The sequence below is a fragment of the Halobaculum sp. D14 genome, from assembly GCF_051195135.1.
GTDB lineage: Archaea > Halobacteriota > Halobacteria > Halobacteriales > Haloferacaceae > JBNTKA01.
The window spans coordinates 720262-745095 of the sequence record NZ_JBNTKA010000002.1 but is presented as its reverse complement, the minus strand read 5'-3'; the positions used below and the strand labels follow the sequence as shown (position 1 = coordinate 745095).

20 protein-coding genes are annotated in these 24834 nt (G+C 69.1%); 3 read left to right on the top strand and 17 right to left on the bottom strand.

Going from position 1 to position 24834, the window contains the following annotated elements; translation table 11 throughout:
* Positions 1-53: 53 nt before the first annotated feature.
* The 3 genes from ACQUST_RS09605 to ACQUST_RS09595 form a co-directional block, all read right to left on the bottom strand.
* Complete coding sequence (locus ACQUST_RS09605) at positions 54-473, bottom strand: DUF371 domain-containing protein (RefSeq protein WP_435127679.1); 420 nt, start codon at positions 471-473, stop codon at positions 54-56.
* A 105-nt stretch (positions 474-578) separates the two neighbouring features.
* Positions 579-1487, bottom strand: coding sequence for a DUF368 domain-containing protein (locus ACQUST_RS09600; RefSeq protein WP_435128168.1), 909 nt, complete (start codon positions 1485-1487; stop codon positions 579-581).
* Between the two features lie 162 nt (positions 1488-1649).
* Positions 1650-4979 (bottom strand): oligosaccharyl transferase, archaeosortase A system-associated, encoded by a 3330-nt coding sequence (locus ACQUST_RS09595; protein WP_435127678.1) that lies wholly within the window; start codon positions 4977-4979, stop codon positions 1650-1652.
* A 146-nt stretch (positions 4980-5125) separates the two neighbouring features.
* Between ACQUST_RS09595 and aglG the strand changes: the two genes are divergently transcribed.
* On the top strand, positions 5126-6040 hold the full coding sequence (gene aglG, locus ACQUST_RS09590) for a glucosyl-dolichyl phosphate glucuronosyltransferase (RefSeq protein WP_435127676.1): 915 nt from the start codon (positions 5126-5128) through the stop codon (positions 6038-6040).
* 77 nt (positions 6041-6117) lie between these two features.
* Here aglG and ACQUST_RS09585 read toward each other — a convergent pair whose 3' ends face one another.
* From ACQUST_RS09585 to ACQUST_RS09550, 8 genes are all read right to left on the bottom strand, one after another.
* Positions 6118-7008, bottom strand: coding sequence for a glycosyltransferase family 2 protein (locus ACQUST_RS09585; RefSeq protein WP_435127674.1), 891 nt, complete (start codon positions 7006-7008; stop codon positions 6118-6120).
* Positions 7008-8018 carry a sugar phosphate nucleotidyltransferase gene (locus ACQUST_RS09580; protein WP_435127672.1) on the bottom strand — a complete coding sequence of 337 codons (1011 nt, stop codon included), beginning with the start codon at positions 8016-8018 and terminating at the stop codon, positions 7008-7010. Before ACQUST_RS09580 ends, ACQUST_RS09585 begins: the two co-directional genes overlap by 1 nt.
* Before the next feature lie 69 nt (positions 8019-8087).
* Positions 8088-9023, bottom strand: a complete 936-nt coding sequence (locus tag ACQUST_RS09575) for a UDP-glucuronic acid decarboxylase family protein (RefSeq protein ID WP_435127670.1) — start codon at positions 9021-9023, stop codon at positions 8088-8090.
* Between the two features lie 209 nt (positions 9024-9232).
* Entirely contained in the window at positions 9233-10495 is a 1263-nt protein-coding gene (locus tag ACQUST_RS09570) for a hypothetical protein (RefSeq protein ID WP_435127668.1), read from the bottom strand.
* Between the two features lie 197 nt (positions 10496-10692).
* Positions 10693-11877, bottom strand: a complete 1185-nt coding sequence (locus tag ACQUST_RS09565) for a CgeB family protein (protein ID WP_435127667.1) — start codon at positions 11875-11877, stop codon at positions 10693-10695.
* A 53-nt stretch (positions 11878-11930) separates the two neighbouring features.
* Positions 11931-12425, bottom strand: a complete 495-nt coding sequence (locus ACQUST_RS09560) for an NUDIX domain-containing protein (RefSeq protein WP_435127665.1) — start codon at positions 12423-12425, stop codon at positions 11931-11933.
* Positions 12418-13398: a GDP-L-fucose synthase family protein gene (locus ACQUST_RS09555; protein WP_435127663.1), complete on the bottom strand. Its 981-nt coding sequence runs from the start codon at positions 13396-13398 to the stop codon at positions 12418-12420. Before ACQUST_RS09555 ends, ACQUST_RS09560 begins: the two co-directional genes overlap by 8 nt.
* Positions 13395-14456, bottom strand: a complete 1062-nt coding sequence (locus tag ACQUST_RS09550; RefSeq protein ID WP_435127661.1) for a GDP-mannose 4,6-dehydratase — start codon at positions 14454-14456, stop codon at positions 13395-13397. The genes ACQUST_RS09555 and ACQUST_RS09550 overlap by 4 nt, the downstream gene beginning before the upstream one ends.
* Positions 14457-14537: 81 nt before the next feature.
* Between ACQUST_RS09550 and ACQUST_RS09545 the strand changes: the two genes are divergently transcribed.
* Together ACQUST_RS09545 and aglM are read left to right on the top strand one after the other, a co-directional pair.
* Complete coding sequence (locus tag ACQUST_RS09545; protein WP_435127659.1) at positions 14538-16109, top strand: flippase; 1572 nt, start codon at positions 14538-14540, stop codon at positions 16107-16109.
* 103 nt (positions 16110-16212) lie between these two features.
* Complete coding sequence (aglM, locus tag ACQUST_RS09540; protein ID WP_435127657.1) at positions 16213-17505, top strand: UDP-glucose 6-dehydrogenase AglM; 1293 nt, start codon at positions 16213-16215, stop codon at positions 17503-17505.
* Between the two features lie 69 nt (positions 17506-17574).
* On the opposite strand, the gene glmS is transcribed toward aglM, so the two are convergent.
* The 6 genes from glmS to ACQUST_RS09510 are packed head-to-tail and all read right to left on the bottom strand — an operon-like array spanning position 17575 to position 24792.
* Positions 17575-19389 carry a glutamine--fructose-6-phosphate transaminase (isomerizing) gene (gene glmS / locus ACQUST_RS09535; protein ID WP_435127655.1) on the bottom strand — a complete coding sequence of 605 codons (1815 nt, stop codon included), beginning with the start codon at positions 19387-19389 and terminating at the stop codon, positions 17575-17577.
* Between the two features lie 2 nt (positions 19390-19391).
* The gene (locus ACQUST_RS09530) at positions 19392-20555 is read right to left on the bottom strand and encodes a sugar phosphate nucleotidyltransferase (protein WP_435127653.1); all 1164 of its coding nucleotides are present in this window, start codon (positions 20553-20555) and stop codon (positions 19392-19394) included.
* Entirely contained in the window at positions 20552-21757 is a 1206-nt protein-coding gene (gene glmU / locus ACQUST_RS09525; RefSeq protein ID WP_435127651.1) for a bifunctional sugar-1-phosphate nucleotidylyltransferase/acetyltransferase, read from the bottom strand. Before glmU ends, ACQUST_RS09530 begins: the two co-directional genes overlap by 4 nt.
* The gene (locus ACQUST_RS09520) at positions 21757-22746 is read right to left on the bottom strand and encodes an NAD-dependent epimerase/dehydratase family protein (RefSeq protein WP_435127649.1); all 990 of its coding nucleotides are present in this window, start codon (positions 22744-22746) and stop codon (positions 21757-21759) included. The genes glmU and ACQUST_RS09520 overlap by 1 nt, the downstream gene beginning before the upstream one ends.
* A complete protein-coding gene (locus tag ACQUST_RS09515; protein WP_435128166.1) occupies positions 22743-23648 on the bottom strand; it encodes an NAD-dependent epimerase/dehydratase family protein in 906 nt (301 codons plus the stop codon). Before ACQUST_RS09515 ends, ACQUST_RS09520 begins: the two co-directional genes overlap by 4 nt.
* Positions 23644-24792: an NAD-dependent epimerase/dehydratase family protein gene (locus ACQUST_RS09510; RefSeq protein ID WP_435127647.1), complete on the bottom strand. Its 1149-nt coding sequence runs from the start codon at positions 24790-24792 to the stop codon at positions 23644-23646. The genes ACQUST_RS09515 and ACQUST_RS09510 overlap by 5 nt, the downstream gene beginning before the upstream one ends.
* Positions 24793-24834 lie beyond the last annotated feature (42 nt).

Genomic DNA, 24834 nt, shown 5'->3' with positions numbered 1-24834 from the left:
AAGATTGCAGCCCGACCCTCGGCACCGGACGCGCGGCAGCGAGCGGTGGAGGCTCAGGGGTCGACGCGGAGGGTGAAGGTGAGCGGCGCGCCGCGTTCGAGCGCCGTGACCAGTTTCCGGTTCAGGTCGGCCGCGGCCGCGTCGGCGCCGACCATGACGGTTCGGTCGTCGACGTAGTCGCTGGTGCGGCCGACCATGCTGCGGTCGCCGTCGAACGTCAGCGCCGGGTCGCCGCGGCCGGTGACGGTGTCGGTGACGCCGGCCGCCTCGAACTCGGCGGTGACGTCGGCGTCGCGTGACTGGCAGGCGGCGACGAAGTCGGCGTCGAAGTCGGCGGGGACGCGGTCGGCGTCGACGGCGACGATGCAGTCGCCGGCCGGGGTGAGCCAGTCGTCGCTGGTGAGCTCGAACGTGCTGGCGTGTTCGGCCGTGACGTGTTCGTGGCCCGACGCCCGGACGACTTCCTCGTACATCAGCGCGGACTCGGGCGCCGACCCTGAAAACGGTCGCGGGTCGTCGCTCCGGCTTTCACTCCCGCTCCAACTCCCACTCCAGCGCTCGTCGACGACCGGCCGAAGTCACTCCACGTCGATGCCGCCGGCCGCGTAGTCCAGCGCGAACACCGCGGCGGCGCCGACGACGGCGACGCCGACGAATCCGCCGACTGCGCCCGTCGTCCAGCCGCCGGTCTCCGACGCCGCCTCGACGACCGGGGCGCGGAGCGCGCCGACGACGAGCGCGACGAGGAACGTCATCGTGGCGCGGCGGTACACCGCGAGCGCCCGCCGGACCGCGTGGGCGACCGTGAGCAGGCCGACGACGCCGCCGAGACAGAACACGACGACCGGCACCGCCGCGGCGACGACGGCGGCGACGTCGCCGCCGGACGCGAGCGCGAACACCGCGTCGACGAACGCGGACAGCGCGCCGCTCATCCGGTCGTACTGCCCGAGCAGCACGAGCATCAGCGACCCGGAGATGCCGGGCAGAATCATGGCGCTCACGGCGACGACGCCGGCGAGGAACGTGGTCAGCGGCGTCGCGCCGAGCGCAGCCTCCGCGTGCCCGGACGCGAGAAACGCGACGAGGAACCCCGCGACCGCGGCGCCGACCCGGCCCGCCGTGTCGACGCGGAACTGGCCGCGGAGCGCGACCGCGGAGGCGGCGATGAGACCGAAGAAGAAGCCGTACGTCGCCACCGGCGCGGTTTCGAGCGCGACGTGGAGGAGCCGCGTCACCGTGAGGATCGCGGTCGCGATGCCGGCGCCGAGCGCCACGAGGAACGCGGCGTCGACGTCGCGGAGCACGGACCGCAGCTCTGCGACCCCGTCGCCGCGGCGCGTCACGACGCCGGCGAGCGCGGCGAGCGCTCTGCGAGCCACGCCCGGCGTCACGGACGTAATCGCCGCTATCAGCCGGTCGTAGATGCCGGTGAGCAGCGCGATGGTGCCGCCCGACACGCCCGGGACGGCGTCGGCGGTCCCCATGCAGACGCCCCTGAGGTAGATGCCGAGCCGAGACGGCCCGTCAGCGTCGGCGTCGACACCGCGGTCGGCGTCGGCGTCAGCGGCGACACCGCGGTCGGCGTCGGCATCAGCGTCGACACCGCGGTCAGCGTCGGCGTCAGCGGCGGGGCCGTCGCCGGACATCTACGGGCGCGCCAGTTCCCGCTCCGCCGCCAGCAGGGCCGGCGACGCCGACCCGGCGGACGCGGCGTCGGCGGACGCGGATGCGGACGCGGTCAGGGCGTCGTTGCCGTCGACGTCGAGCGTCGGCGGGACGAGCGCGCTGGAGTTCGTCGCGTTGCCAGTGGAGCTGTTGTCGTCGGTCTGGTTGGCGCCGCCCGGCGACTGCAGGACGCGGGTGTCGAGCGTCACGGTTTTCGCGCCGTCGACGTCGCCGACCACGCGGCCCTCGGAGACGTTGAGCGTCGCCTGGTTCCGGACGACGTAGGCGCTCTCGTTCGTCCGGATTTCGCCGGCGATGGTGTACGGGCCGGTCGCCCGGACCGAGACGTTCGTGTAGCCGTTGTCCGGGCCGTAGTTCGCGTAGCCCGTCGTGGAGTACGGCAGCGTGAACTGGAAGTCGCCGTCGGCGTCCGCCGTCGTCTGCTGCGTGTAGGTGAACGTCGAGTTCGACCCCGGGACGCGCATCTGCACCGACGCCGTCAGCGTCTCGTTCGGCTGCGCGCCGGACCCCTCGACGGTGGCGCCCGGGACGCGCTCGAACGTCTTCACCCACTGCGGCGACGTCTTCTGGAGCAGCGACGGCCGCAGGCCGTATGCGCGCGACTCCTGCAGAACGCTCTGCTGATACTGGCCGGACGCGTACGCGGACGTGTTGCTCGCCTTGACGAGCCGGTAGTGTTTCAGCGCCGGCACCGCCTCCCGCGGGTACGGCCCGACGCCGCCGATCTGCGCCGACCCTTCCTGTTCGACGAACGCTTCGGCGGCGCTCATGTTCCGGAACGTCCGGATCGCGGTCGCGTTCTGCCCCTGCGGGAGCACCTTGTACGTGTTCCCCTGCGTGCCCTGGACGGTGTCGTAGTCGAACACGACGACGAACTCTCCGAACATCCCGGCGTTCACGGTCGGCTCCATCCGGCTGCCGTGCCCCTCGTACAGCCGGACCATCATGCTCTGATAGTACCGCTGCTCGTACGAGTACGTCCCGACGGAGTAACCGGACTGGCCGCGCTGCAGCACCGGCGAGTAGAAGTCCGAACTGGAGACGTTCGAGGCGCTGTAGAAGATGACGGGCGCACCGAACTTCGAGCCGACCGTCGTCATCTTCCAGTCGACCATGACGTACCGCGTCTGGTTCCCTTCGGTGCTCTGCCGCTGAAGCACGTCCTGCGCTTGCGAGGCGTTCGGCGCGAGCAGGTAGTTCGCCGCGGCGGTCGCTCCCTGCTGGAACGGATTGGCGTTCGGGATGCGGTGGCCTTCCACCGTGATCCAGTGGCCGTAGTCCCACCACGACATCACGCCGTACGCGCCTTCCGCGTAGTCGTAGTCGCCGTCTGCGGGCTCCTTGTACGTTCCGTAGTAGTCGAGTTTGTCGGCGTTCCCAGCGCCACCGTAGTTCCCCACAGCGGGCGTGTTCCCCTGCATCCACTCGAGGCTCTCGTCCCAGATGGTGACCGCGCCCGGAGACGTGCTGTTGCCGACCTGGACCGCCGTGTTCGTCTTGTCGATGTTCGGGTTCCCGGTGTTCGCGATGGTGAGCGGTACCGTCAGCACCGGGACGAGAACGACCATGACGGCGGCCGCGACGACGAGCGCCTGGTACAGTTCGACGTCAGGCGTCGAGATGTCGGTGGAGAGTTCGACGCCGGCGATGCGGAGCACTTCCCGGAGGAAGTAGGCGTTGAACGCGGCGACCGACACCGCGAGGTAGTAGTTGAACCGGACCTGCGTGAACGCGGCGGACGTGATGAACGCCGCCCAGATGACCGCGAACAGGAGTTCCGCGTCGTACCGGACGCGCGCCGCGGCGCCGAAGATGAGCGCCGCGACGAGTCCGAGGCCGGCGAGCTGCGGGTCGACGCCGAACACGGCGGTGATCTCCACGAACAGCTCCGAGCCGACGGTGAGCAGCGCGACGACGACGCCGGACGCGGCGAGGTAGTAGTAGTCGGCGGTGCGGCCGCGCTGCCACATCGGCTTCACCAGCACCCACACCGCGGCGGCGAACGCAGTGAAGAACGTGAAGCCGTACTCCGAGAGGACGATGCCGACAGCGGAGTAGTACCGCGCGAGTGAGGACTCGAGGAACGGCTGCGCCTCCCCGATGGTCCGGGTAGCCGCGCCGGCGCTGAACCCGATGAACCGGAGGAGGTTGTTCGCGATGGTGTTGAAGATAGAGATGTCGACGGTGAAGACCGCGAGCGACGCGACGGCGAGGAGGCCGCCGACCGTTCCGGCGTAGCCGTACCTGTCGAGGAGCTCATCGTCGAATTCGCGGGACTCGAACTCGCGGGCGAGCCAGGCGAGGAAGACGGAGCCCGCAGCGACGGCGAGGGCGAACCCGACGTGGAGCGGGCTGAGGGTGACCGGCGTGAGTGCGAGGTCTTCCATCCCGACGAGCGCCATCAGCGCGGTCACGACCATCGTGATGACGCCGACGAAGGCGACGTGGTCGGGGGAGCGCCCGCCGGCGAAGTCGCTCACGGCCTGGTAGGCGAGGAACACCGCGAAGATACCGAGGAGGAGAATCCCGGGCGGCCACACCCACAGGTAGAGACCGGTTGCGACGCCGGCGACGGCGCTCCACACCGCAGTCGGGCGGAGTTCGTCGCGTTCGCCGGCTTCGACCAGTTCCCAGATGGGTCGGTCCCGCTGTGCGACCGCGAGCGCGACCAGAATCGCGACGACGGCGAACGCCTGGAACAGCGGCTCCGCGATGTTGTGGTCCGCGAATCCGACGAGGCCGCGCCGGAGGAACGTCCCCGGGAGCAGCATCAGGATGGCCGCGGAGAACAGTCCGCCGAGCCGGCCGCCGAGGCGCTTCCCGATGAGGTACGTCGGAATCGCGGTCAGCGCGCCGAAGACGGCGGGCGCGACGAGCAGCGTTTTCGCGACGAGCTCCGCCGACGGGTCGCCGGCGCCGAGGACGATTGCCGCGGTCGCGATGAGCTGGTCGTACAGGCTCCCGAACTGGCCCCCCGAGGAGTGGCCGTACGGGAAGCCGGTCCACGGGTCGAACGGCATCGTCGACGGCCAGTGTTGAACCGTGTACCTGATCTCCCGGAGGTGGTACCACGCGTCGTTCCCGCTGAAGTACACTTCGCCGTTCTGGACGAAACGGGAGTACGACTGCAGGCGGATCCACAGCATGACCGCGACCACGACGAGGAGGGCGGGGACCTGGTAGAAGTCCTGGAGGAGGTCGGCGACCGACTTCCCCTCGAAGTCGTAGTCGAGCCCGAGGATGGACCGTACACCGCTCGCGCTCGCATCACTATCACTGCCGTTACTCATTACGTCGAACGATTCGGAAAGCGAGGATAAGCCTTGTGAAGTGGGGCAGTAGCGGAGCCGTCGCACCCGAGCCGTCACACCCGAGCCGACGCGGAGTGGACGCGGAATGCGGAAGCGGTTTGGGGGGCGGGTGCGACACGGCGTCTGTGCGCGTCTCCGTCGTCCTCTGTACGTACTCGCTGGATCGCTACCCGGAGTTCCGGGAGGCCGCCGACAGCGTCCTCGGCCAGACGCACGACGACGTCGAACTCGTCGTGGTCGTCGACGGCACCGACGACGTCTACGAGCGGGTGACGGCGGACTACGGCGACGTCGAAAACGCCACGCTGCACTGCAACGAGGAGAACCGTGGCCTCTCACACAGCCGCAACGTCGGCGCCGAGTTGGCGACCGGAGACGTCGTCGCGTTCCTCGACGACGACGCCGTCGCCTCGGCCGACTGGGTCGAACGACTCGTCGACGCCTACGACCGGTACGACGCGCTCGCCGTGGGCGGCCGAATGGTGCCCGACTGGCTCGACGGGGAGCCGGCGTATCTCCCCGAGGAGTTCTACTTCCTCATCGGCGTCACCTACCGCGGCTTCCGCGAGCGCGAGGGCTACGTCAGGAACACGTTCAGTTCGAACCTCTCGTTCGACCGCGAGACGTTCCTCGACCTCGGCGGCTTCAAGACCGAGATGGGCAAGCGCGGCGAGAACAACTTGCAGGGCGGCGAAACCGAGCTGTGCGCCCGGCTGGAGCGCGAAACCGGCGAGCAGGTGGTGTACGTCCCGGACGCGACGGTCGAACACAAGATATACGACTACCGGACTGAGCGGCGCTGGCTGCTCGAACGGGCGTTCTGGCAGGGGTACTCGAAGCGGCGGATGGAGGAGGTCGCCGCGGAGTCGACCGACGCCGAACAGGAGTTCCTCCGGAAACTGCTGCTGTGGTTCATCCCCGACCGCGTGGCCGAACTGGTGACGTCGCCGTCGACCGAGCGCGCGGACAGGCTCGCGATGCTGCTGGCGCTCACCGGCGTCACCGGCGTCGGCTACCTGTACGCGCTGGCGACCAAGTAACGTCGACCGGCACCGGGCGACGGGAGCCGGGAACCGTTCGACTAGAAAAACAGTGTCGGCGCGGTCGGCGCCGCCGCTCAGGTGCGCCAGCGACGGAGCGCTTTCGCGACGTCGTCGGCGCCGGGACCGAGGTTCGACAGCATCTCGGTGAGCGGCGCGAAGTCGCCGTCGAACGCCAGCGTCGGCGGGTCGCGGCGAAGGCCGACGGTTTCGGCGGCGCTCGCCGCCAGTCGCCGCAGCTCGGTAGCCGCGTTGTCGACGACGACGTTCCGCGGCTCCGGGAGTTCGTCGCGGTACCGCTGCAGCATCGACTCGACTTCCGCGTTCACGGGCGCCGCGTCGTCCGTCTTCTGCGCCTCGTGCCGACGGAACCCGGCGAGGACGTCGCGGACGTGCCGGACGTCGTACTCGCGGGAGAGCCGTATCCAGAACTCGTAGTCCATGCAGTAGTCGAGGTCGGTGTCGAGCCGTTCGGCGTCGACCACCTCGCGCCGGAAGAACGTCGCCGGCTGCCCGACGACGATTCGGTAGCCGAGCTTCGCGCGGTCGAAGTCGGGCCGGACGTCGATTTCGGTGACGCGGGACCGTCCGTCGACGTACGCGAGGTCGCCGTAGATGACGTCCGCGTCGGTCCGGTCGAACCACGACGCGACCCGCGCGAGCGTCGTCGTATCGAAGTAGACGTCGTCGGAGTTCAGCCAGCCGACGACGTCGCCGGTCGCGCGCTCGAACCCCTCGTTGATGGCGGCTGACTGCCCGTCGTCCGGCTCCGACCGCCACCAGACGTCGTGGGTCGCGTCCGCCTCGTACTCCTCCAGCAGGTCGACGGTTCCGTCGTCGGAGCCGCCGTCCAACACGAGGTGTTCGACGTCGTCGTACCGCTGGCGACCGACCGACGCGAGGTTGTCCGGGAGGTAGTCCGCCTGTTCGTACGACGGCGTCACGACCGAGACGCGGGGCGACGGCATCAGAGGCTGAGGTCGCTGTTGTCGCCGACGTTCAGGCTCTGCGGTTCCCCGCTGATGCTCGCGGCGTCGCCGACGATGCTGTGGTCGAGGTTCACGCCGGAGAGCACCGCGTCTTTGCCGACGATGGCGTCACGGACGATGCTGTCCGAAATCTCCGCGCCGTCGTCCAGGCTGACGTACGGGCCGACGACGCTCCGGTCGACGGTGACGTCGGCGCCGATGTCGACCGGCGGCACGACGACCGCGTTTTCGAGCCGGCCGGCGCCGTTCGTCTCCATCGACTCCAGCAGCACCCGGTTCGCCTCCAGCAGCGTCTCCGGCCGGCCGCAGTCGTACCAGTCGTCCACCTCGAACGTCCGAACTGTCGACCCGGTGTCCACCATCCGCTGGAGCGCGTCCGTGAGCTGGAACTCGTCGCCGGCGCCACGGAGGTCGTTGTCGATGAGGTGGCCGAGCGCGTCGAACAGCGCGTCGCTGTCTTCGACCACGTACACGCCGCTGATGGCCTTGTCCGACGGCGGCTCGGACGGCTTCTCGACGAGTTCGCGGACCGACCCGTCGTCGTCGACGTCGACGACGCCGTAGTGGCTCGGCTCGTCGACCCGCTTCACGCCGACGCTCGCGTCCGCGGCGCCGAGCGTCTCGTGAGCGTCGAGGAAGGTCCGGTAGCCGTTCTCGAACAGCATGTCGCCGAGCGTGATGAGCATCGGCTCGCCGTCGACGGCTGGTTCCGCCTGGTGAATCGCGTGTCCGAGCCCCTGCGGGTCCTCCTGCTCCGGGAACGACAGGTCGAACTCGTCGCCGAAGGCGTCCGTCGCGTACTCGCGAATCTGTGCTTGCATCGGCCCGCCGACGACGAGCACCGCCTCGTCGATGCCGGCGCTCGCGACGCTCGAAAGGATGTGGCCCAGGATGGGCTTCCCGGCGATGCGCACCATCGCCTTCGGTTTCGTGTGCGTCTGCGGGTACAGACGCGTGCCGCGACCCGCGAGCGGGATGACCGCTTTCATACCGTCCGTTGCTCGTGCGGAGTAGAAAAGGACACCGAAGCCCCGGGTTTTCAGGGAGCGGTCGCCAACCTACGCGTCCCGGAAGTAGTCGATGGTCCGTGCCAGCCCGTCTTCGAGACGCACGTCCGGCTCCCAGTCCAGCAGCTTCGCCGCCCTGCCGATGTCGGGTCTGCGGCGCTGCGGGTCGTCCTCGGGGAGGTCGCTGTAGGTGACGCCGCTGTCGGTGTCACAGAGCGAGCGGATTCGCTCGGCCAGTTCGTTGATGGTGACCTCGTGTTCGTTCCCGAGGTTCACGACGTCGCCGTCGAGCCCTTCGGTCTCCATCAGGGCTCTGAGCCCGGCGACCAGGTCGGACACGTAACAGAAGCTGCGGGTTTGCGTTCCGTCTCCGTACACGGTCAGGTCCTCGCCCGCGAGCGCCTGCGAGACGAACGTCGGGATGACCCGGCCGTCGTCCTCGCGCATCCGTGGGCCGTAGGTGTTGAAGATGCGGGCCGTCCGCGTCTCGACGCCGTACTCGTCCCCGTAGGCGACCGTCAGCGTCTCCGCGAACCGCTTCGCCTCGTCGTAACAGGCCCGCGGCCCCCGCGGGTCGACGTTCCCGTTGTACTCCTCGTGTTGCGGATGCACCTCGGGGTCACCGTACACTTCGCTGGTGCTGGCGAGCAGGAACCGCGCGTCGCACTCGCGAGCGTGGTCGAGGAGGTTCTTCGTCCCGACGCTGTTCGTGAGTGCGATGTCGACGGGGTACTCCGCGAAGTCCGTCGGAGAGGCGCGGGTCGCGAGGTGGTAAATCGCGTCCACGTCCGGGAGTGACGACGCGGACCGGACGTCGGCGTCGACGGCCGTGAAGTCGCTGTCGCCCCAGTGGCTCGCCACGTTCGCGTTCCGGCCGGTGGTGAAGTTGTCGACGACTGTCACGGCGTGTCCGTCGTCGAGAAGCGAGTCGACGAGGTGGCTACCGACGAAACCCGCACCGCCTGTAACGAGGACGTCCTCTCCCATCGTTGGCACTGCTCCGAGTTTTTCAGGTGGGGTCGGGTAACCTTTTCTGTGTGGCTGAGACGGAGTTCAGCCCGGGCAGTACGCAGCGACCGTCGCGGCGCGAGAGCAGTGCTCTCGGCGCGTAGAGCGTGATGACGGACTGCGCCGAACCGCGGAGCGCCGAACCGGAGTCGGGGGCAGTCGAAGAGGCACCACGGTGAACGCCGACGTCAGTCGAATCGGTGCTCCGCGTCGAGGACGGCTGAAGCGAGGTCGGCGACTCGCGCTGGCTCAGTGTCGAGTGGCAGGAGGTGGTAGTGGAAGCCCGTTTCTCGTGAATCCACGTGTCTACTGAGCAGGTCCTGCTCGAGATTCCCCCACCGGCGCGACGGCATGAGGTCGATCGTGACCGGGGCGTGAGCAGACGGGAGCAGCATGTTCGAGCCGTGAACCCCGATGACGACCTGGCTTCCCGCGTACCTTTGACACAGGCGGCGTTCGTCGCTGGTCGTCGGCGACGAAACCCGTTCGTCCGCGATCCAGTCGGGGAGTCCGCCGGAGGCGCCTAACCCCGCCACGGCGAACTCGACGCCGGGGCTCAGACTCCGGATTTCGGAGGCAAGCTCGATTACTCTTCGCTGCTGTATCCGTCGATTCACGGAGTCCAGCACGTCCCCGGCCCGGGCCATCACCGGGTTTTCGACGACCCACCTCGCGGTCCGGCCGCCGAGCCAGTCGTACAGGATTGTCGTCGGCGGGAACCGGGACCACTGACGGTCGTCGCGCCAGACGAACGTGACCGTCGGGTCCGCTGAACGGCTCTCCCACTCGTCCAGCGGAAACGGTTCGACCCCGGTGAACCGCTCGATGTCGACGTCGACGTTGATGGGGAACGGCCGGTTACACGAGACGGCGACCGAGCCGTACTCGCTGAGGCGTGACTCGAACTGGTCTGCGAGCCAGTCGTTCCACTCGGTCCCGCGGCCGAGCGGGAGGTCGACCGCCCACACCGCGGCAGCGCCGTCCGGCACCATCCAGGCGAGGTTCGCCGGGACGATGACGACCAGGTCTCGGTCGTCCTCGTCGACGTGGTACTGGGCGTAGAACAGTTTCCGCAGGCAGTGGCCGTACATCGTGTCGAGGCAGTTGAGCACGACGGGCTCGTCGATTTCGCGGTGAGTGGTCCACTCGACGTCGACCGGTTCGGACGACCGGGCGGCCCAGGACTCCCGGAGCCACTTCGTGAAGAAGTCGTCCCGGTCGGCGTGAACCTCCCCGGTGTCTCGTTCGAGCAGCGCCTGTCCGAAGTATCCGTCTCCCGCCGGATAGTCCCCGAAGTACGTCCGCTGGCACGCCGGGCATTCGAGCGACGCGAGCACCCGCATCCCCGGCATCCGCCACCCCGTGGTGCGAAGACCGGTGTCGCAGTGCGGACAGTCGAACGAGACATCCTGTTCCGGGGCGAGTTGCCGGACGGTCACGCTGGCGCTCATCGCTGCCGTGGCCCGGTCACCGATGAAACACGGCCCGAGTCGGTCGGTGGAGTCATCGCTCGGCGTGGTCGCGAGCGGCGGTTACGGCACTTTGTGGGGGTCACTGTCGTATGGACGGTGCGAACGTCCACGGTATCAATACGTCGCTCGCGCTTCGCGGACAGGGAGAGACGCACCGTCGACGGACGCGAGTCGGGTCAAGCACCGGTGTACTCGCCGAAGAGCGAGTCCAACTGGTCGGCCCGCTCGCTGTACGTGTGCTCCGAAAGCGTCCGCTGCTGCCCGGCGTCGGCGATGGCCGCCCGCTCAGCGTCGTGTTCGAGGTAGTACTGAATCGTGTCGACGCAGTCGCTGACGGAGTCGTACGTCGCCACCTCCGTTCCGGGCTCGAAGATGTCGTCGAGGTTCCGCTTGTCGTCGGTGACGAGGAAGCTCCCGACGCCGGTCGTCTCGTAGAGCCGGAGGTTCGCGGCGTACGGCCCCGCGACGCCGATGTGGTTGTTCACGACGACGTCGGAGCGCGCGAGAATCTCGAACATGTCTCGCCCCCACGCCTGCCCCTGGTAGCAGTCACGGAGCGGCGACTCCTCGCTGAGGTGGTCGACGCCGGGGGCCCATACTTTCAGGGGAACCTCGGTCGCGAGTCGTTCGAGTAGTTCGATGCGCGCTTCGTGGTTCGACGACAGGCTCCCGACGAACGTCACGGGGTGGCGTGGCCCCGACGGGTCAATCCGGTCGAGCACGGACTCGGAGAACGCCAGTTTGACGAACTCGCTCGGGATCCCCTTCCGTTCGAACCGGTCGACGAACTGCGGCAGCGCGGACGTCATGACGTCGTGGACGTCAGCGTCCACCCAGTCCGGAAGCGGCGCGGCGATCTGGCCGACCAGCAGGAAGCCGTGCCGCTGTTTCGCGTCCGCGAGGAACTCGCTGCTGATGCCGTCGACGGCGATGTTGAGAACGACGTCCGGATCGTAGTGTTCGAACTGCTGGTCAAGAACGTCGTAAAACCAGGAGGGGCGGACGAATTCGTCCCCGAGCGTCGATCGCAGGAGCGGAAGCAAGTTGGTGACGACGGTGTCGGCCAGCCGGGCCCTCATCCGGTCGAGTACCGACGTTGACGAGTCATCGGGCTCCTGCCGGCCGCGGTACCCGTGGTCCCGTGCCCACGCTCGCTGGAGATGGCCGTTGTTCACGAAGACACCGGTCGTGTCGTGGCCGCGGTCGCGGAGTGCCTCTGCATAAAAGTCCGTGACACCGAACAGGCTCTCCGCTCGGACCTGCCGCTGCGTCTCGTACGGGGCGTCAGCAAGCCCCGGGTTTGCGTCGTACAGCCAGTCGAGGAACTTCGGATAGTCGTGGCTCAACACGAGCACCTTCATCGTCTCACTTCGGTTCGGCTCACTGTCGGAGGATTACGCCTGCCGGATAAAAGTCATTCTCCGCCGTCCGCCGTCTCGTCGAGCACGCCGGCGTCCGCCAGATACGCCGCGACGTTCGGGTGGAGGTCGAGGTCCGCCAGTTCGGCGGGGGCGAACACTCGCGCGTCGTCGTGCTGGTCGTCCAGCGCGAACGTCTCGGAGTCGGGCGCGACGACGTAGCCGTGAGCGACGTAGTGTTTCCCGTTCGCGTCCGGGACGTCGGCGGTGTCGTACAGGTGGTCGTACGCTCCGAGTTCCGCTTCGACGGCGACGTCGACGCCGAGTTCCTCGCGGGCGACGCGCCGGACGGACGCCTCGATTCGCTCCCCCTTCCTGATTCGGCCGCCGGGGACGAACCATTCGCCTCTCGCGGGCTCGTTCCGGCGCTTCGCCAGCAGAACGCCGCCGTCGCACAGCACGACGAGGTCGACAGACGGGACGGGTACGTACTCGACGACGTCGGCCCACACGTCGTCCGGCACCCAGTCGACGCGGTCGAGGTCAGCCATCGACGACCTCGTCGCGGTGACGTTCGTACCACTCGACGGTGCGTTCGAGGCCTTCGCGGAAGTCGGTCGTCGCCTCCCAGTCGAACCGCTGTTTCGCGCGGGTCGTGTCGAGTTTCCGTCGCGGCTGGCCGTCCGGTTTGGAGGTGTCCCAGACGACGTCGCCGTCGAAGCCGGTGACGTCCGCGATGGTTTCGACGAGGTCGCGAATCGATATCTCCATGCCGCTCCCCAGGTTCACCGGGTCGGACTCGTCGTACCGCTCGGTGGCGGTGAGGATGCCGTCCGCGGCGTCGTCGACGTACAGGAACTCGCGCGTCGGCTCGCCGGTTCCCCACGCCGTGATGGAGTCGTCGCCGCGTTCGCGCGCCTCGACGCACTTCCTGATGATGGCGGGGATGACGTGCGACGTCTCGAGGTCGAAGTCGTCGCGGGGGCCGTACAGGTTCACCGGCATCAGGTAGATGCTGTCGAAGCCGTACTGCTTCCGGTACGCCCGTGACTGCGTGAGCAGCGCCTTCTTCGCGATGCCGTACGGCGCGTTCGTCTCCTCCGGGTAGCCGTCGTAGAGGTCGTCCTCGCTGAACGGAACCGGGGTGTGTTTCGGGTACGAACAGATGGTCCCGAGAATCGTGAACTTCTCGACGCCGTACGTCCGCGCCTGGTCCATCAGCTCGATGCCCATGACGGCGTTCTCGTAGAAGTACCGTCCCGGGTTCTCCCGGTTCGCGCCGATGCCGCCGACCGTGGCGGCGAGATGCAAGACGACGTCCGGGTCCGAGCGGTGGAGTGCGCGTCGGATTCCGGCTTTCTCGCGGAGGTCGTACTCGTCGCTCCGGGGGACGAACACGTCGACGTCGTCGCCGCGGCGCTTCAGCTCCTCGACGAGGTGGCTGCCGAGGAAGCCGGCGCCGCCGGTGACCATCACCGACTTGCCGGTCCAGTAGTCTGCGGTTCCCCGATGCCAGTCCGTCATCGCCAGTCGACGCGCCCGTACCACGACTCTTTGTTCTTCGCGTACCAGTCGATGGTGCGGCGGACGCCCTCGCGCCAGTCGACCTGCGGCTCCCACCCGGTTTCGTTGTGAAGTTTCTCGTAGCCGACGAGCAGTTCCTCGACGTCGCTGTCGCCGGGGCGGTACCGCTCGTCCTCCTGGACGATTTCGGGGCGCTCCCAGTAGCCCTCCTCGGCGCCGACGTCGAGGATGAGGTTCGTCCAGTCGCGCATCGAGATGTTCTCGCCGTAGCCGTACACGTACTGCTCGCCCGGCGACCCTTCGAGGGCGACGTGGAGGTGGCCGCGGACGCCGTCTTCGACGTAGCACAGGTCGCGTTTCGGTTCGAGGTTGCCGAGTTCGACGATGTCACGCTCCAGCGCCTGCGTGATGATGGTCCCCGTGATGTACCGCGGGTTCTGCCGCGGCCCGTAGTTGTTGAACATGCGCGTCGTGACCGTCGGCAGGTCGTACGCGTCGTGGTAGTTCATCGTGAGGAAGTCGGCGGCGAGCTTCGAGGTGGCGTAGACGCTCGTCGGGTTCACCGGCGACCGCTCCGACAGCAGGACGCGGCCGTCCTCCTCGAACTCGTGTTTCTCCGCCATCTCCTGTTTCACGTTGCCGTACTCCTCGGACGTCCCGGCGGTGTCGAACTTCGAGATGTCGAGGTCGAGGTCGACGACGGACTGCAGCAGGTTCAGGGTGCCGACGACGTTGGTGTCGACGGTCTCGTACGGCCGGTCCCACGACTCGCCGACGTGCGCCTGCGCGGCCAGGTGGAAGATGATGGCGTCGCCGTGGCCCTTGAGCGCGGAGAGCGCCTGCTTGACGGAGTGCTGGTCGCGGAGGTCGCCGCGGTGAACCGTGAGGTCGTCCGTCTGGTGCCGGATGTTCTTCAGTTCGCCGCTGGAGGTCGCGCGGACGAAGATGTGCACGTCAGCGCCCGCCTCGACGAGCCGGTCGGTGAGGTGCGAACCAACGAAGCCATCCGCGCCGGTGACGAACACTGGGCGGTCGGCGAGTTTCGCGTCGACGTTCATTGAGAGTTCTAGTCGCCGCATGCCTGTCTACGGTTATGTACCTTCCCTTCCCGTCCGCGGTGGAACCGGGGAGGTTTAACCGTGAGCGCCGGAACGTCGCGGTACGTCCCCATGTCGAGGCTCGACGACTCGGTCAGGAAACTGTTCAAGGGCGGCGGCATCCTCCTCGCCGGGCTCGTCTTGCAGCTCGGAATCTCGTTCGTCGGGAAGCTCATCGTGGCCCGAGAGCTCAGCATCGCGGACTACGGCAGCGTCTCGCTGGGGACGACCGTCGCCGCGACCGCCTCCACGGTCGCCCTGCTCGGCTTGCATCACGGTGTCGGCCGCTTTCTCCCGCGATACGAGGACCCGGCGGACCGGCGCGGCGTCCTTGTCACGGCGTTCTCCGTCGCAGTCCCGTTGGGGTTCCTGTTCGGCGGCGTTCTGTTCGTCGCCGCGCCGACTGTGGCCCGTATCGCCTTCGACACCCCCGAGGTCGCACCGGTGTTCCGCGTGTTCGCCGCCGTCATTCCGCTGATGGTGCTTCATCGACTGGTCACGTCGACGGTTCAGGGGCAGCAGCGAACCATCCCGAAGGTCGTCATCGAGAACATCTCACGACCAACAGTTCGAATCGTCGCGATCGCCTTCGTCTTTCTCGTGTTCGGTGGCTCCGCGGTCCGCGTGTCGCTAGCGTATCTTGCTGGGTGGCTGGCCCCGGTGCTGCTCGGTGTGGCGTATCTGCACCGGGAGACTTCACTCACCGACCGGACAGTCAGCGCCGCCCTCCGCCACGAGGAACTGCTCCGCTTCTCGCTTCCGCTCCTGCTGTCGGGGATGCTTTCGATGGTGTTCAACGACCTCGACACGCTCCTGCTCGGCTACTTCAGCGGTGGCACCGAGCAGGTCGCGCTCTACAACGTCGTCTACCCGCTCGGGAACCTACTCATGACGGCGATGACCGCCTTCGCATTCATCTTCATGCCAGTAATATCGGAGCTGCACGCGGCGGGCGACAACACTGGCGTGAACCGGATGTATCAGGTCGTGACGAAGTGGGTGTCCGTGGTGAGCCTCCCCGTGTTCCTGGTGATGGTTACGTTTCCGTCAAGGCTCATCTCGCTGACGTTCGGCGCGAAGTACGCCGGCGGCGGCGACGTCCTCGCGGTGCTCGTCGTCGGCTTCTTCGTCCACACCGTGGCGGGGATGAACCGCGAAACCGCGTCGTCCATCGGGATGACTCGGCTGCTGATGTACGTCGACGGCGGCGCCGCAGCAGTCAACACCGCGCTCAATCTGGTTCTCATCCCAGAGTACGGTCCGCTCGGCGCCGCGGCGGCGACGACCGCGACCTACGTCGCGCTCAACATCGCGCTGTCGGCCATCCTGTACCGCGAGGAGGGAATCGTTCCGGTGACGATGTCGATGCTGAGACCGGGGGCAGCCGGGGTCGCCGCGTTCGTCGCCGTCCGCCTCCTCGTCGGCGCCGCCCTTGACCCGACGCCGGTCGTGCTCGTCGCAGCGTTCAGCGCATTCGTGGTTCTGTACGGCGTCTCAGTGCTCCGGTTCGGCGGCATCGAAGACGAGGAGATCATGCTGGTGAACAGCGTCGAAGAGCGGTTCGGCGTCGACCTCGAACCGCTGAAACGGATGGCTCGCCGGCTGATGTCGTAGCGACGCTACGGGTCGACCCCCATCGACGCCAGCGCGTCGACCACGGCGGTCGGCGACGCGGCGCATCACGTGATTGATTACGGACCGCCGCCCACCGGGAAACATGAACGTCTCGGTCATCGGGAGCGGCTACGTCGGAACGACGCTCGCTGCCTGCCTCGCGGACATCGGACACGACGTGGTGAACGTCGACATCGACGAGGACGTCGTGGCGGCGATCAACGCCGGCACCGCGCCGATTCACGAGGAGGGGCTGTCTGCGCTCGTCTCGGAGTACGCCGGCGACCGGCTGTCGGCGACGACTGACTACGGCGCCGTCGTCGACACGGACCTCACGTTCCTCTGTCTGCCGACGCCGCAGGACGACGACGGCCGGCAGGACCTCGCGGTCATGAAGGCGGCGGCGGAGTCGCTCGGCGAGGCGCTCGCCGAGAAGTCCGGTCGGCACGTCGTCGTCACGAAGAGCACGGTGCTGCCGGGGACGAACGAGTCCGTCGTCGCGCCGGTCGTCTCCGAGCAGTCCGGGAAGGCGGTCGGCGAGGAGCTGGGCGTCGGCATGAACCCCGAGTTCCTCCGGGAAGGCTCCGCAGTCGCAGACTTCCTCGACCCGGACAAGGTCGTCGTCGGGGCGAGCGACGACCGGACCCGGGCGGCGATACACGAGGTGTACGAGCCGCTCGCCGACGAGACGACGATGGTCGACACCGGGGTCCGCGAGGCGGAGATGATCAAGTACGCGAACAACTCGTTCCTCGCGTCGAAGGTGTCGCTGGTGAACGAACTCGGGAACGTCTGCAAGGAGCTCGACATCGACGCCTACGAGGTGATGAACGCGGTCGGGCTGGACAGCCGCATCGGGTCGTCGTTCCTCCGGTCCGGGCTGGGCTGGGGCGGGTCGTGCTTCCCGAAGGACACGAACGCGCTCCGGACGCTCGCCCGCGACGAGGGGTACGAGCCGTCGCTGCTCGACGCCGTCGTCGCCGTCAACGACGGGCAGCCCGGCCGGATGCTGGACCTGCTCAATCGGCACGTCGACCCGGACGGGGCGCGAATCGCCGTCCTCGGCCTCGCCTTCAAGCCCGGCACCGACGACGTCAGGAACTCGCGGGCGCTCGAACTCGTCCGGCTGCTGGAGAACGCCGGCGCCGACGTCGTCGCGTACGACCCGGTGGCGACGGAGAACGCCAGGGCCGCCCTCGGCGACGACGCCGACGTGACGTACGCGGACTCGGCGGCCGCCGCCCTCGACGGCGCCGAGGCGGCGCTCGTCGCGACGGACTGGCCCGAGTTCGACGGCCTCTCGTTCGGCGGGATGGCGCGGTCGGTGGTCGTCGACGGCCGCCGCATCGACGTCGACCGGGACGCGCTCAACGTGTACGAGGGGCTCTGCTGGTAACTGAAGGGGTCTGCTCTGCGTCCTGTCGGGAACGGTGGCCGGTCGCGGCGACCGGCCCGGGTCCGGGCGTCACTCGACCGTGACGCTCTTCGCGAGGTTCCGCGGCTTGTCGATGCTTCTCCCGCTCAGGTTCGCGACGTGGTAGGCGAACAGCTGCCAGTAGACGTTCGCGACGAGCGGTTCGAGCGCGCCGAGGTCGGCAACCGGGAACACCACGTCGCAGAACTTCTGCGCGTCGTCGACGGCCGACGAGGCGCAGCCGAGGACCGGCGCGCCGCGCGCTTCGACCTCCTTGACGTTGTTCAGGGTTTCGCCGGGGTTCGCGCCGTCGGTCAGCGTCGCGAGCACCGGCGTCTCCGGCGTCACCAGCGCCAGCGGGCCGTGCTTGAGTTCGCCCGCCGGGAACCCCTCGGCGTGGTCGTAACTGATCTCTTTCAGTTTCAGCGCCGCCTCCAGCGAGACGGGGGCGCCGAGGCGCCGGCCGACGAAGAAGAACGCGTCGCCGTCGGCGTACGTCTCCGCGGCGTCGCGGACGTCGGCTTCGGCGTCCAGCGCGCGCTGGACCGCGCCGGGGAGTCCGCGGACGTGTTCGAGGAACTCGCCGGCCTCCGTCGCCGAGAGGGCGCCGCGGACGCGTCCGAGGTGGACCGACAGCAGCGCGAGCGTCGCGACCTGCGAGCAGAACGTCTTGGTGGCGGCGACCCCGATTTCGGGGCCGGCGCGGATGAACACGGCGTCGTCGGCTTCACGCGTCACGGTCGACCCGAGCGTGTTCGTGACCGCGAGGGTGCGAGCGCCGGCGCGTGACGCGCGGCGGAGCGCCCGGAGCGTGTCCGCGGTTTCGCCGCTCTGCGTGACGGCGACGACGAGCGTCCGCCACGGGTCGCGGCCGCCGCCGAACTCGTACTCGGAGGCGACGTCGACCGACGTGCGGACGTCCGCGTGCGTCTCCACCAGGTCGGCGGCGTACAGCGCCGCGTGGTACGACGTGCCGGCGGCGACGAACTGGACCTCTTCGAGCGACTGCAGGTACTCGTCGGGGAGGTCGACGTCGAGGTCAACGTCGCCGTTGAGTTCGTCGACGCGGCCGGATATCGCCTGCCTGAGCGCGCCGGGCTGTTCGTGTATCTCCTTCAGCATGTAGTGCTCGTAGCCGCCCTTCTCCGCGGCGTCGGCCTCCCAGTCGACGGTTTCGCGGCCGCGGTCGACCGCGGTGCCGCCGTTCCGGACGGTGAGCCCGTCGCGGTCCGCGACGACGACGTCCCCGTCTTCGAGGTACGTGACCTCGCGGGTGTGTTCGAGGAACGCGGTGACGTCGCTCGCGAGGAACAGTCCGTCGTCGGCGTGGCCGAGCACGAGCGGGCTGCCGCGGCGGGCCGCGACGAGACCGTCATACTGTGCGGCGGTGACCGCGAGCGCGAAGCTGCCGCGGACGTCGTCGATGGTCGCTTCGACGGCTGCCGGGAGCGAGTCGCCGTCCGCGAGGCGTTCCTCGAGGAGGTGCGGGACGACCTCGGTGTCCGTGTCGCTCGTGAACTCGTGGCCGCGGCTCCGCAGGTCGGCTCTGAGTTCGTCGTAGTTCTCGATGATGCCGTTGTGGACGACGGCGACGTCGCCGGTGCAGTCGGTGTGCGGGTGGGCGTTCGCGTCGGTCGGTTCGCCGTGGGTCGACCAGCGGGTGTGGCCGACGCCGCAGGTGGCCGGCGACGACGCAGGCAGCACGAGGTCGTCGATGTCGCCGGCGTTCTTGTGGACGGCGACGTCGCCGCGTTCGCGGAGCGCGACGCCGGCGGAGTCGTAGCCGCGGTACTCGAGGTTCCGGAGGCCCGCTTCGAGCAGCGGGAGCGCCTCGCGGTCGCCGAGGTAGCCGATGATTCCGCACATCGTTATCCGCGCCTCACGACGGCGCCGTCCTCGATTCGTCCGTGCAGCGTCGCGCCGGGGTCGACGCGGGCGTCGTTGCCAAGCACGGTGCCCGGGACGAACGAGGCGCCGCCGCCGACCGCGGCGCCGTCACCGACGACGCCGCCGAGGCGGACGTCGGCGTGGAGCGTCCCGTCGACGGCGACGTCGCCGACGCCGCCCTGGACCGTGACGTTCGGGCCGACCGACGCGTCCTCGCCGACGACGCAGTCGCGGACGACCGCCCCCGCCCCGATTGTCGCGTCCGGGAGGACGACGGCGTTGGAGACGACGGCGTTCGGGCCGACCTCGGCGTTGTCGCCGACGGAGACGCCGGAGGTGACGGCGGCGCCGGCCCGGACGCGCGCGTCGGCGCCGAGCGCGACCTCGTCGGACACCGCGGCGGTGTCGTGGACCGCTGCGGAGTCCGCGCGGACCGCGCCGTCGGCGCTGAGAAGCCGGGCGTTCACCGCCGGGAGGTCCCAGAGGTGCGAGACGTCGAGCCACCGGCCGTCGAACGGGACGGCACGGAGCCGGTTCTCCGCCGCGAGCCGCTGGAGCGTCGCGGTGAGCGACAGTTCCACGTCGGCGTCGGTGTCGCGGACGTCTTCGAAGACGGAGTCGTCGAAGCCGTAGACGCCGGCGTTGATGACGTCGCTGTCGGCGGCGTGGCTCGGCGGCTTCTCGGTGAGCGAGACGACGCGGCGGCCGTCGAGATCGACGACGCCGTAGTTCGACGGCTGCGCCGAGCGCGTCACCGCCATCGTCGGGTCGTCGCCGTCGCGGTGAGCGGCCGCCAGCGCGGCGATGGCGTCCGGTTCGATGACGCGGTCGCCGTTGAGCGCGACGAAGTCGCCGTCGACGAACGGCTCGGCCTGCAAGAGCGCGTGGCCGGTGCCGAGCTGTTTCTCCTGGACGGCGTACTCGACGTCGATTCCCCAGTCGTCGCCGTCGCCGAAGTGGTTCTGGATGCGGTCGCGGCGGTAGCCGACGACCAGCACGACGTCGTCGATGCCGGCGTCGACGACCGCGTCGACGACGTGCGCTAACAGCGGCTGGTTGGCGACCGGAAGCATCGGTTTGGGGCGGGCGTCCGTGAGCGGCCGGAGCCGCGTCCCTTCGCCCGCCGCGAGGATGACTGCCTTCATTCTGTGCTCGTGACGGTCGGTTTGTCTCGGGTGACCGTCTCCCCCGGTTCGGTGCGGGCGCCGGCGCCGAGTTTCACCCCGGCGTTCAGCGCCGTTTCGATGCCGGTCTTCGCGCCGTCGCCGACGACGACGCCGAACTTCCGCCGGCCCGTGTCCGTCGACTCCTCGTTGACCTGCACCCGGACCGTCTCGTCGTCGTGTCTGAGGTTCGCGACGGTGGTGCCGGCGCCGAAGTTGACGTCGCGGCCGACGACGGAGTCCCCGACGTACGAGAGGTGGCCGACGGTCGCGCCCGCCATCAGGACGCTGTTTTTCACCTCGACGGCGTGGCCGACCGTGGCGCCCTCGCCGACGACAGTGGCGCCGCGGACGTACGCGTTCGGGCCGACCGAGGCGTCCCGCCGAATCAGCGCCGGTCCCTCGACGACGACGCCGGCGTCGACGGACGCCCCCGCCTCGACGACGACCGGTCCGCGGAGGTCGGCGTCGGCGTGGACGTCGCCGTCGACGCGGCGCTCCAGCGACGACAGCACCCACTCGTTCGCGCCGAGGAGTTCCCACGGCCGGCCGACGCCGGTCCAGAACTCGAACGTGATCGCGCGGACGTCGCAGTTGTCGACGACGCGCGCCAACACGTCCGTGAGTTCGCGTTCGCCGCGGCTGCTCTCCTCGACGTCGAGCCACTGCTGGGCGGCCGCCGGGAAGGCGTACGCCCCGATGTTGACCAGCGACGACGGCGGGTCGTCCGGCTTCTCGGTGACGCCGGTGACGACGTCGCCGTCGACGTCGAAGACGCCGTAGGGCCGCGGGTCGTCGACGCGGAACGCTCCGACCGCCGGCGCCGACCGGTAGAGCGACTCCAGCGACGCCGGGTCGTACAGGTCGTCGCCGTTCAGCACCACGAACGGGGCGTCGTCGAGGCGGCCGCGCGCGGCGCGGACCGCGTCTGCGGTGCCGCGCTGCTCCGTCTGCGTCGCGTAGTCGACCGGGACGCCGGCGTACTCGTCGCCGAAGTGGTCGCGGACGTCGGCGGCCTCGTAGCCGACGACGAACACGAGACGCGAGGCGCCGGCTGCGACGGCGGCGTCGGCGGTGTGCGCGACGAGCGGTCGGTCACCGACCGGCAGCATCGGCTTCGGTCGGTGCGCCGTCAGCGGCCGCATCCGCGTCCCCTCGCCGGCGGCGAGAATCACGGTCTGCATCAGTCTCCCCCCTCCGCGTCGCCGGCGGCGTCGCTCCCGGCGTTCGCGCGGAGCATCTCGCGGACCGTCCCCTCGACGGTTCGTTCCGCGTCGAAGCCGATGGCGTCGCGGGCGTCGTCGGTGTCGACGACGAGGTCGTCGCTCGGCTCGGCGCCGCTCCGCGGGTTCTCGACGAGTTCGATGTCGACGTCACGCCCGAGTTCCTCCGCGGCGACGCGCTGGACGAGTTCCGCGAGGCCGAGGATGCTCAGGCTTTCACCGCTGGCGAGCGGGAGCGTCCGCGCGCCCGGGTCGGCGCCGACGAGCTCGTCGAGCGACAGCAGGTACGCCGACGCGACGTCCTCGACGTGGACGAAGTCGCGGGCCTGCGTCCCCGGTTCGTGGACGGTCAGGGCGTCGCCGGCGAGCGCCTTCTCGACGAAGATGTTGATGACGGTGCGCTTGCCGACGCGCTCGCCGCCGACGGCGTGGTTCCCGTACAGGTTCGATTTCATGTAGACGTGCGCCGGGAACGACCCGGGGGCCAGGTCGTGGATGTCGTCCTCGCTCATCTTCTTCGTCCGGCCGTAGAAGTTGGCGGGGCCGCGCGGGTGGGACGCGGTCACGGGCGTCTCGACCGGGTCGCCGACGATTGCCATGCTGCACGGGAAGACGAGCGGGAGGCCGCGTTCGCGGCAGAACCACGCGACCGTCTCGGTGCCGCGGACGTTCACGTCGAACGCGTCCGCCGGGCGGTCCTCGCAGTCCCCGACGTGCGTCATCGCGGCGAGGTGGAAGACGGCGTCGACGTCCGCGAACTGCTCGCGGAGCACGTCGGCGTCGCAGACGTCGGCGTCGACGACGTCGACGCCCGGTATCGAGTCGACTTTCGCGGCGGAGAAGTCGTCCACGGCGACGACGTCGTGGCCGGCGTCGAGCAGGTCCGCGGTGACGCGCGACCCGATGTAGCCGGCGGCGCCGGTAACGCCGACGGTGTGCGTTTCGGTCACGCCGCCACCTCCGCGGTGAACTGCGAGGCGAGGTCGGCGATGCCGTCTCGGAGCGACAGCGTCGGTTCGAAGCCGACCTCGCGCATCCGCCCGAAGTCGACGTGGTACGACGGGCCGGGGTCCCGGTCGCCGAGGTACGTCACGTCGACCGCGCGGCCGACCTCGTCGGCGACGGTTTCCGCGACCGTCTGCACGCGGACGTTGTCGTGGCCGACGTTGTAGACGCCGGTCGGCCAGTCGAGCGCCGCCGCGAACGCCCGCGCCGTGTCGCGGACGTGGAGGTACGGCCGCCAGTTCGTTCCGTCGCCGTAGACGGTGAGCGGGTCGCCGGTGAGCGCGCGGAACGTGAAGTCGTTGACGACGAGGTTGAACCGGACGCCCGGCGAGTAGCCGAAGTTCGTCGCCAGCCGCAGCGCCACGGACTCGACGGCCGAGTCGGCACACACCGACTCGGCGCGGAGCTTCGACTCCGCGTAGGGGTTGCCGGGCGCCGGCTCCGACTCCTCGGTGAGCTCCTCGTCGTACGCGTCGCCGTAGACGTTACACGACGAGGCCAGCACGAGCCGGTCGACGCCGGCGTCTTCGGCCGCCGAAACGACCGTCTCGGTCCCGCCGACGTTCACGTCCATGACGCGGTCGCGGACCTCGTGCGACTGCGCGGCGCCGGTGACGGCGGCGAGGTGGACGACCGCGTCGACGTCTTCGACGGCGCGTTCGACGACGTCGGGGTCGCGGACGTCGCCGCGGACGAACTCGTAACGCTGCACGTCGGCGCCCATGAGGTTCCGCGGGCTGGAGAGCGCGAAGTCGTCGAGGACGCGGACGTCGTGGCCGGCGTCGGCGAGCCGCGGGACGAGCTCGCTGCCGACGTAGCCGGCGCCCCCGGTGACGAGGATGTTAATCGGTCAACACCCCGGGGAGGAAGCGGTCCTCGTGGGCCGTGATTCGGCCCTCGTGGTCGACGAGCGTCCCGATGACGTCGCGGACGCCCGCTTCGAGCGTCTGCCGCTGACCGCCGACGAGGTCCAGGAAGCGGTCGTTGTCCATCTCCATCTCGTGTTCTTCGTCCTCCTCGCGGGGGTTCTCGTAGTGCTCCACGTCGGCGTCGAGTCCGAACTCGGAGCCGACCTCCGCGATGGTCTCGGCGAGTTCGACGATGGCGACCGGCCGGGTCACCTGGTTGTAGACGTCGACGTCGCCGTCGCCGCCGTCGTGTCCGCGCTCGACGAGGTTGACGAGGCTCTCGACGGTGTCTTCGAGGCTGACCATCGGCTTGCGCTGCTCGCCCTTCCCGTACACCGTGATGGGGTAGCCGGCGACGGCCTGCGCGCAGAACCGGTTGACGACGGTGCCGAAGTAGTAGTCGAAGTCGAACCGCGTCGGCGACTCGGCGGCCCGGGTCTCTTCGGTTTCGGTGCCGTAGACGATGGCGGTTCGGACGTCGCTGATGTCGAGGTCGAACTCGGTCGCGGCGAGCCGCATGTTCGCGGCGTCGAACGACTTCGTCTGGTGGTACCACGACCCGCCCATCGCCGGGAACGGAACCTCGTCGCGCTCGCCGCCGTTCTCCATGACGGCGCCGCCCTCCGGAATCGGGAACTCCGGCGCGCCGTAGACGCCGGTCGTGGTGGTTTCGATGAAGTGGGCGTCGTCCAGCCCGGTCTCGTGGAGGCCGTGCAGGAGGTTCAGCGTCATCGAGACGTTGTTCTGCTGGGTGAACAGCGCCCGTTCGCCGTTGATGCCGGCGTACGGCGCGCTCGGCTGTGCGGCGGCGTGCAGCACGGTGTCCGGCTCGTGGACGTCCAGCAGCTGCAGCACGAAGTCGCGGTCGGCCAGGTCGCCCTCGACGTAGCTGACGCCGTCGAGGTCGCCGAAGCGCGTCTCCGGGTCGTCTATCGGCGTCGCGGAGACGCTGCCGGACTCTTCGACCCAGTCGCGGCGGGCGCCGTTGTCGACGGCGACGATTCGTTCGTCGAGGCGGTTCGCGAGGCGGAGCGTGGTTGGCCAGCCGACGTAGCCGTCGGCGCCGGTCAGGAGCACGACCATGGTTACTCAGATTGTGAGTAACCACTTGAACCTTACCCCTGT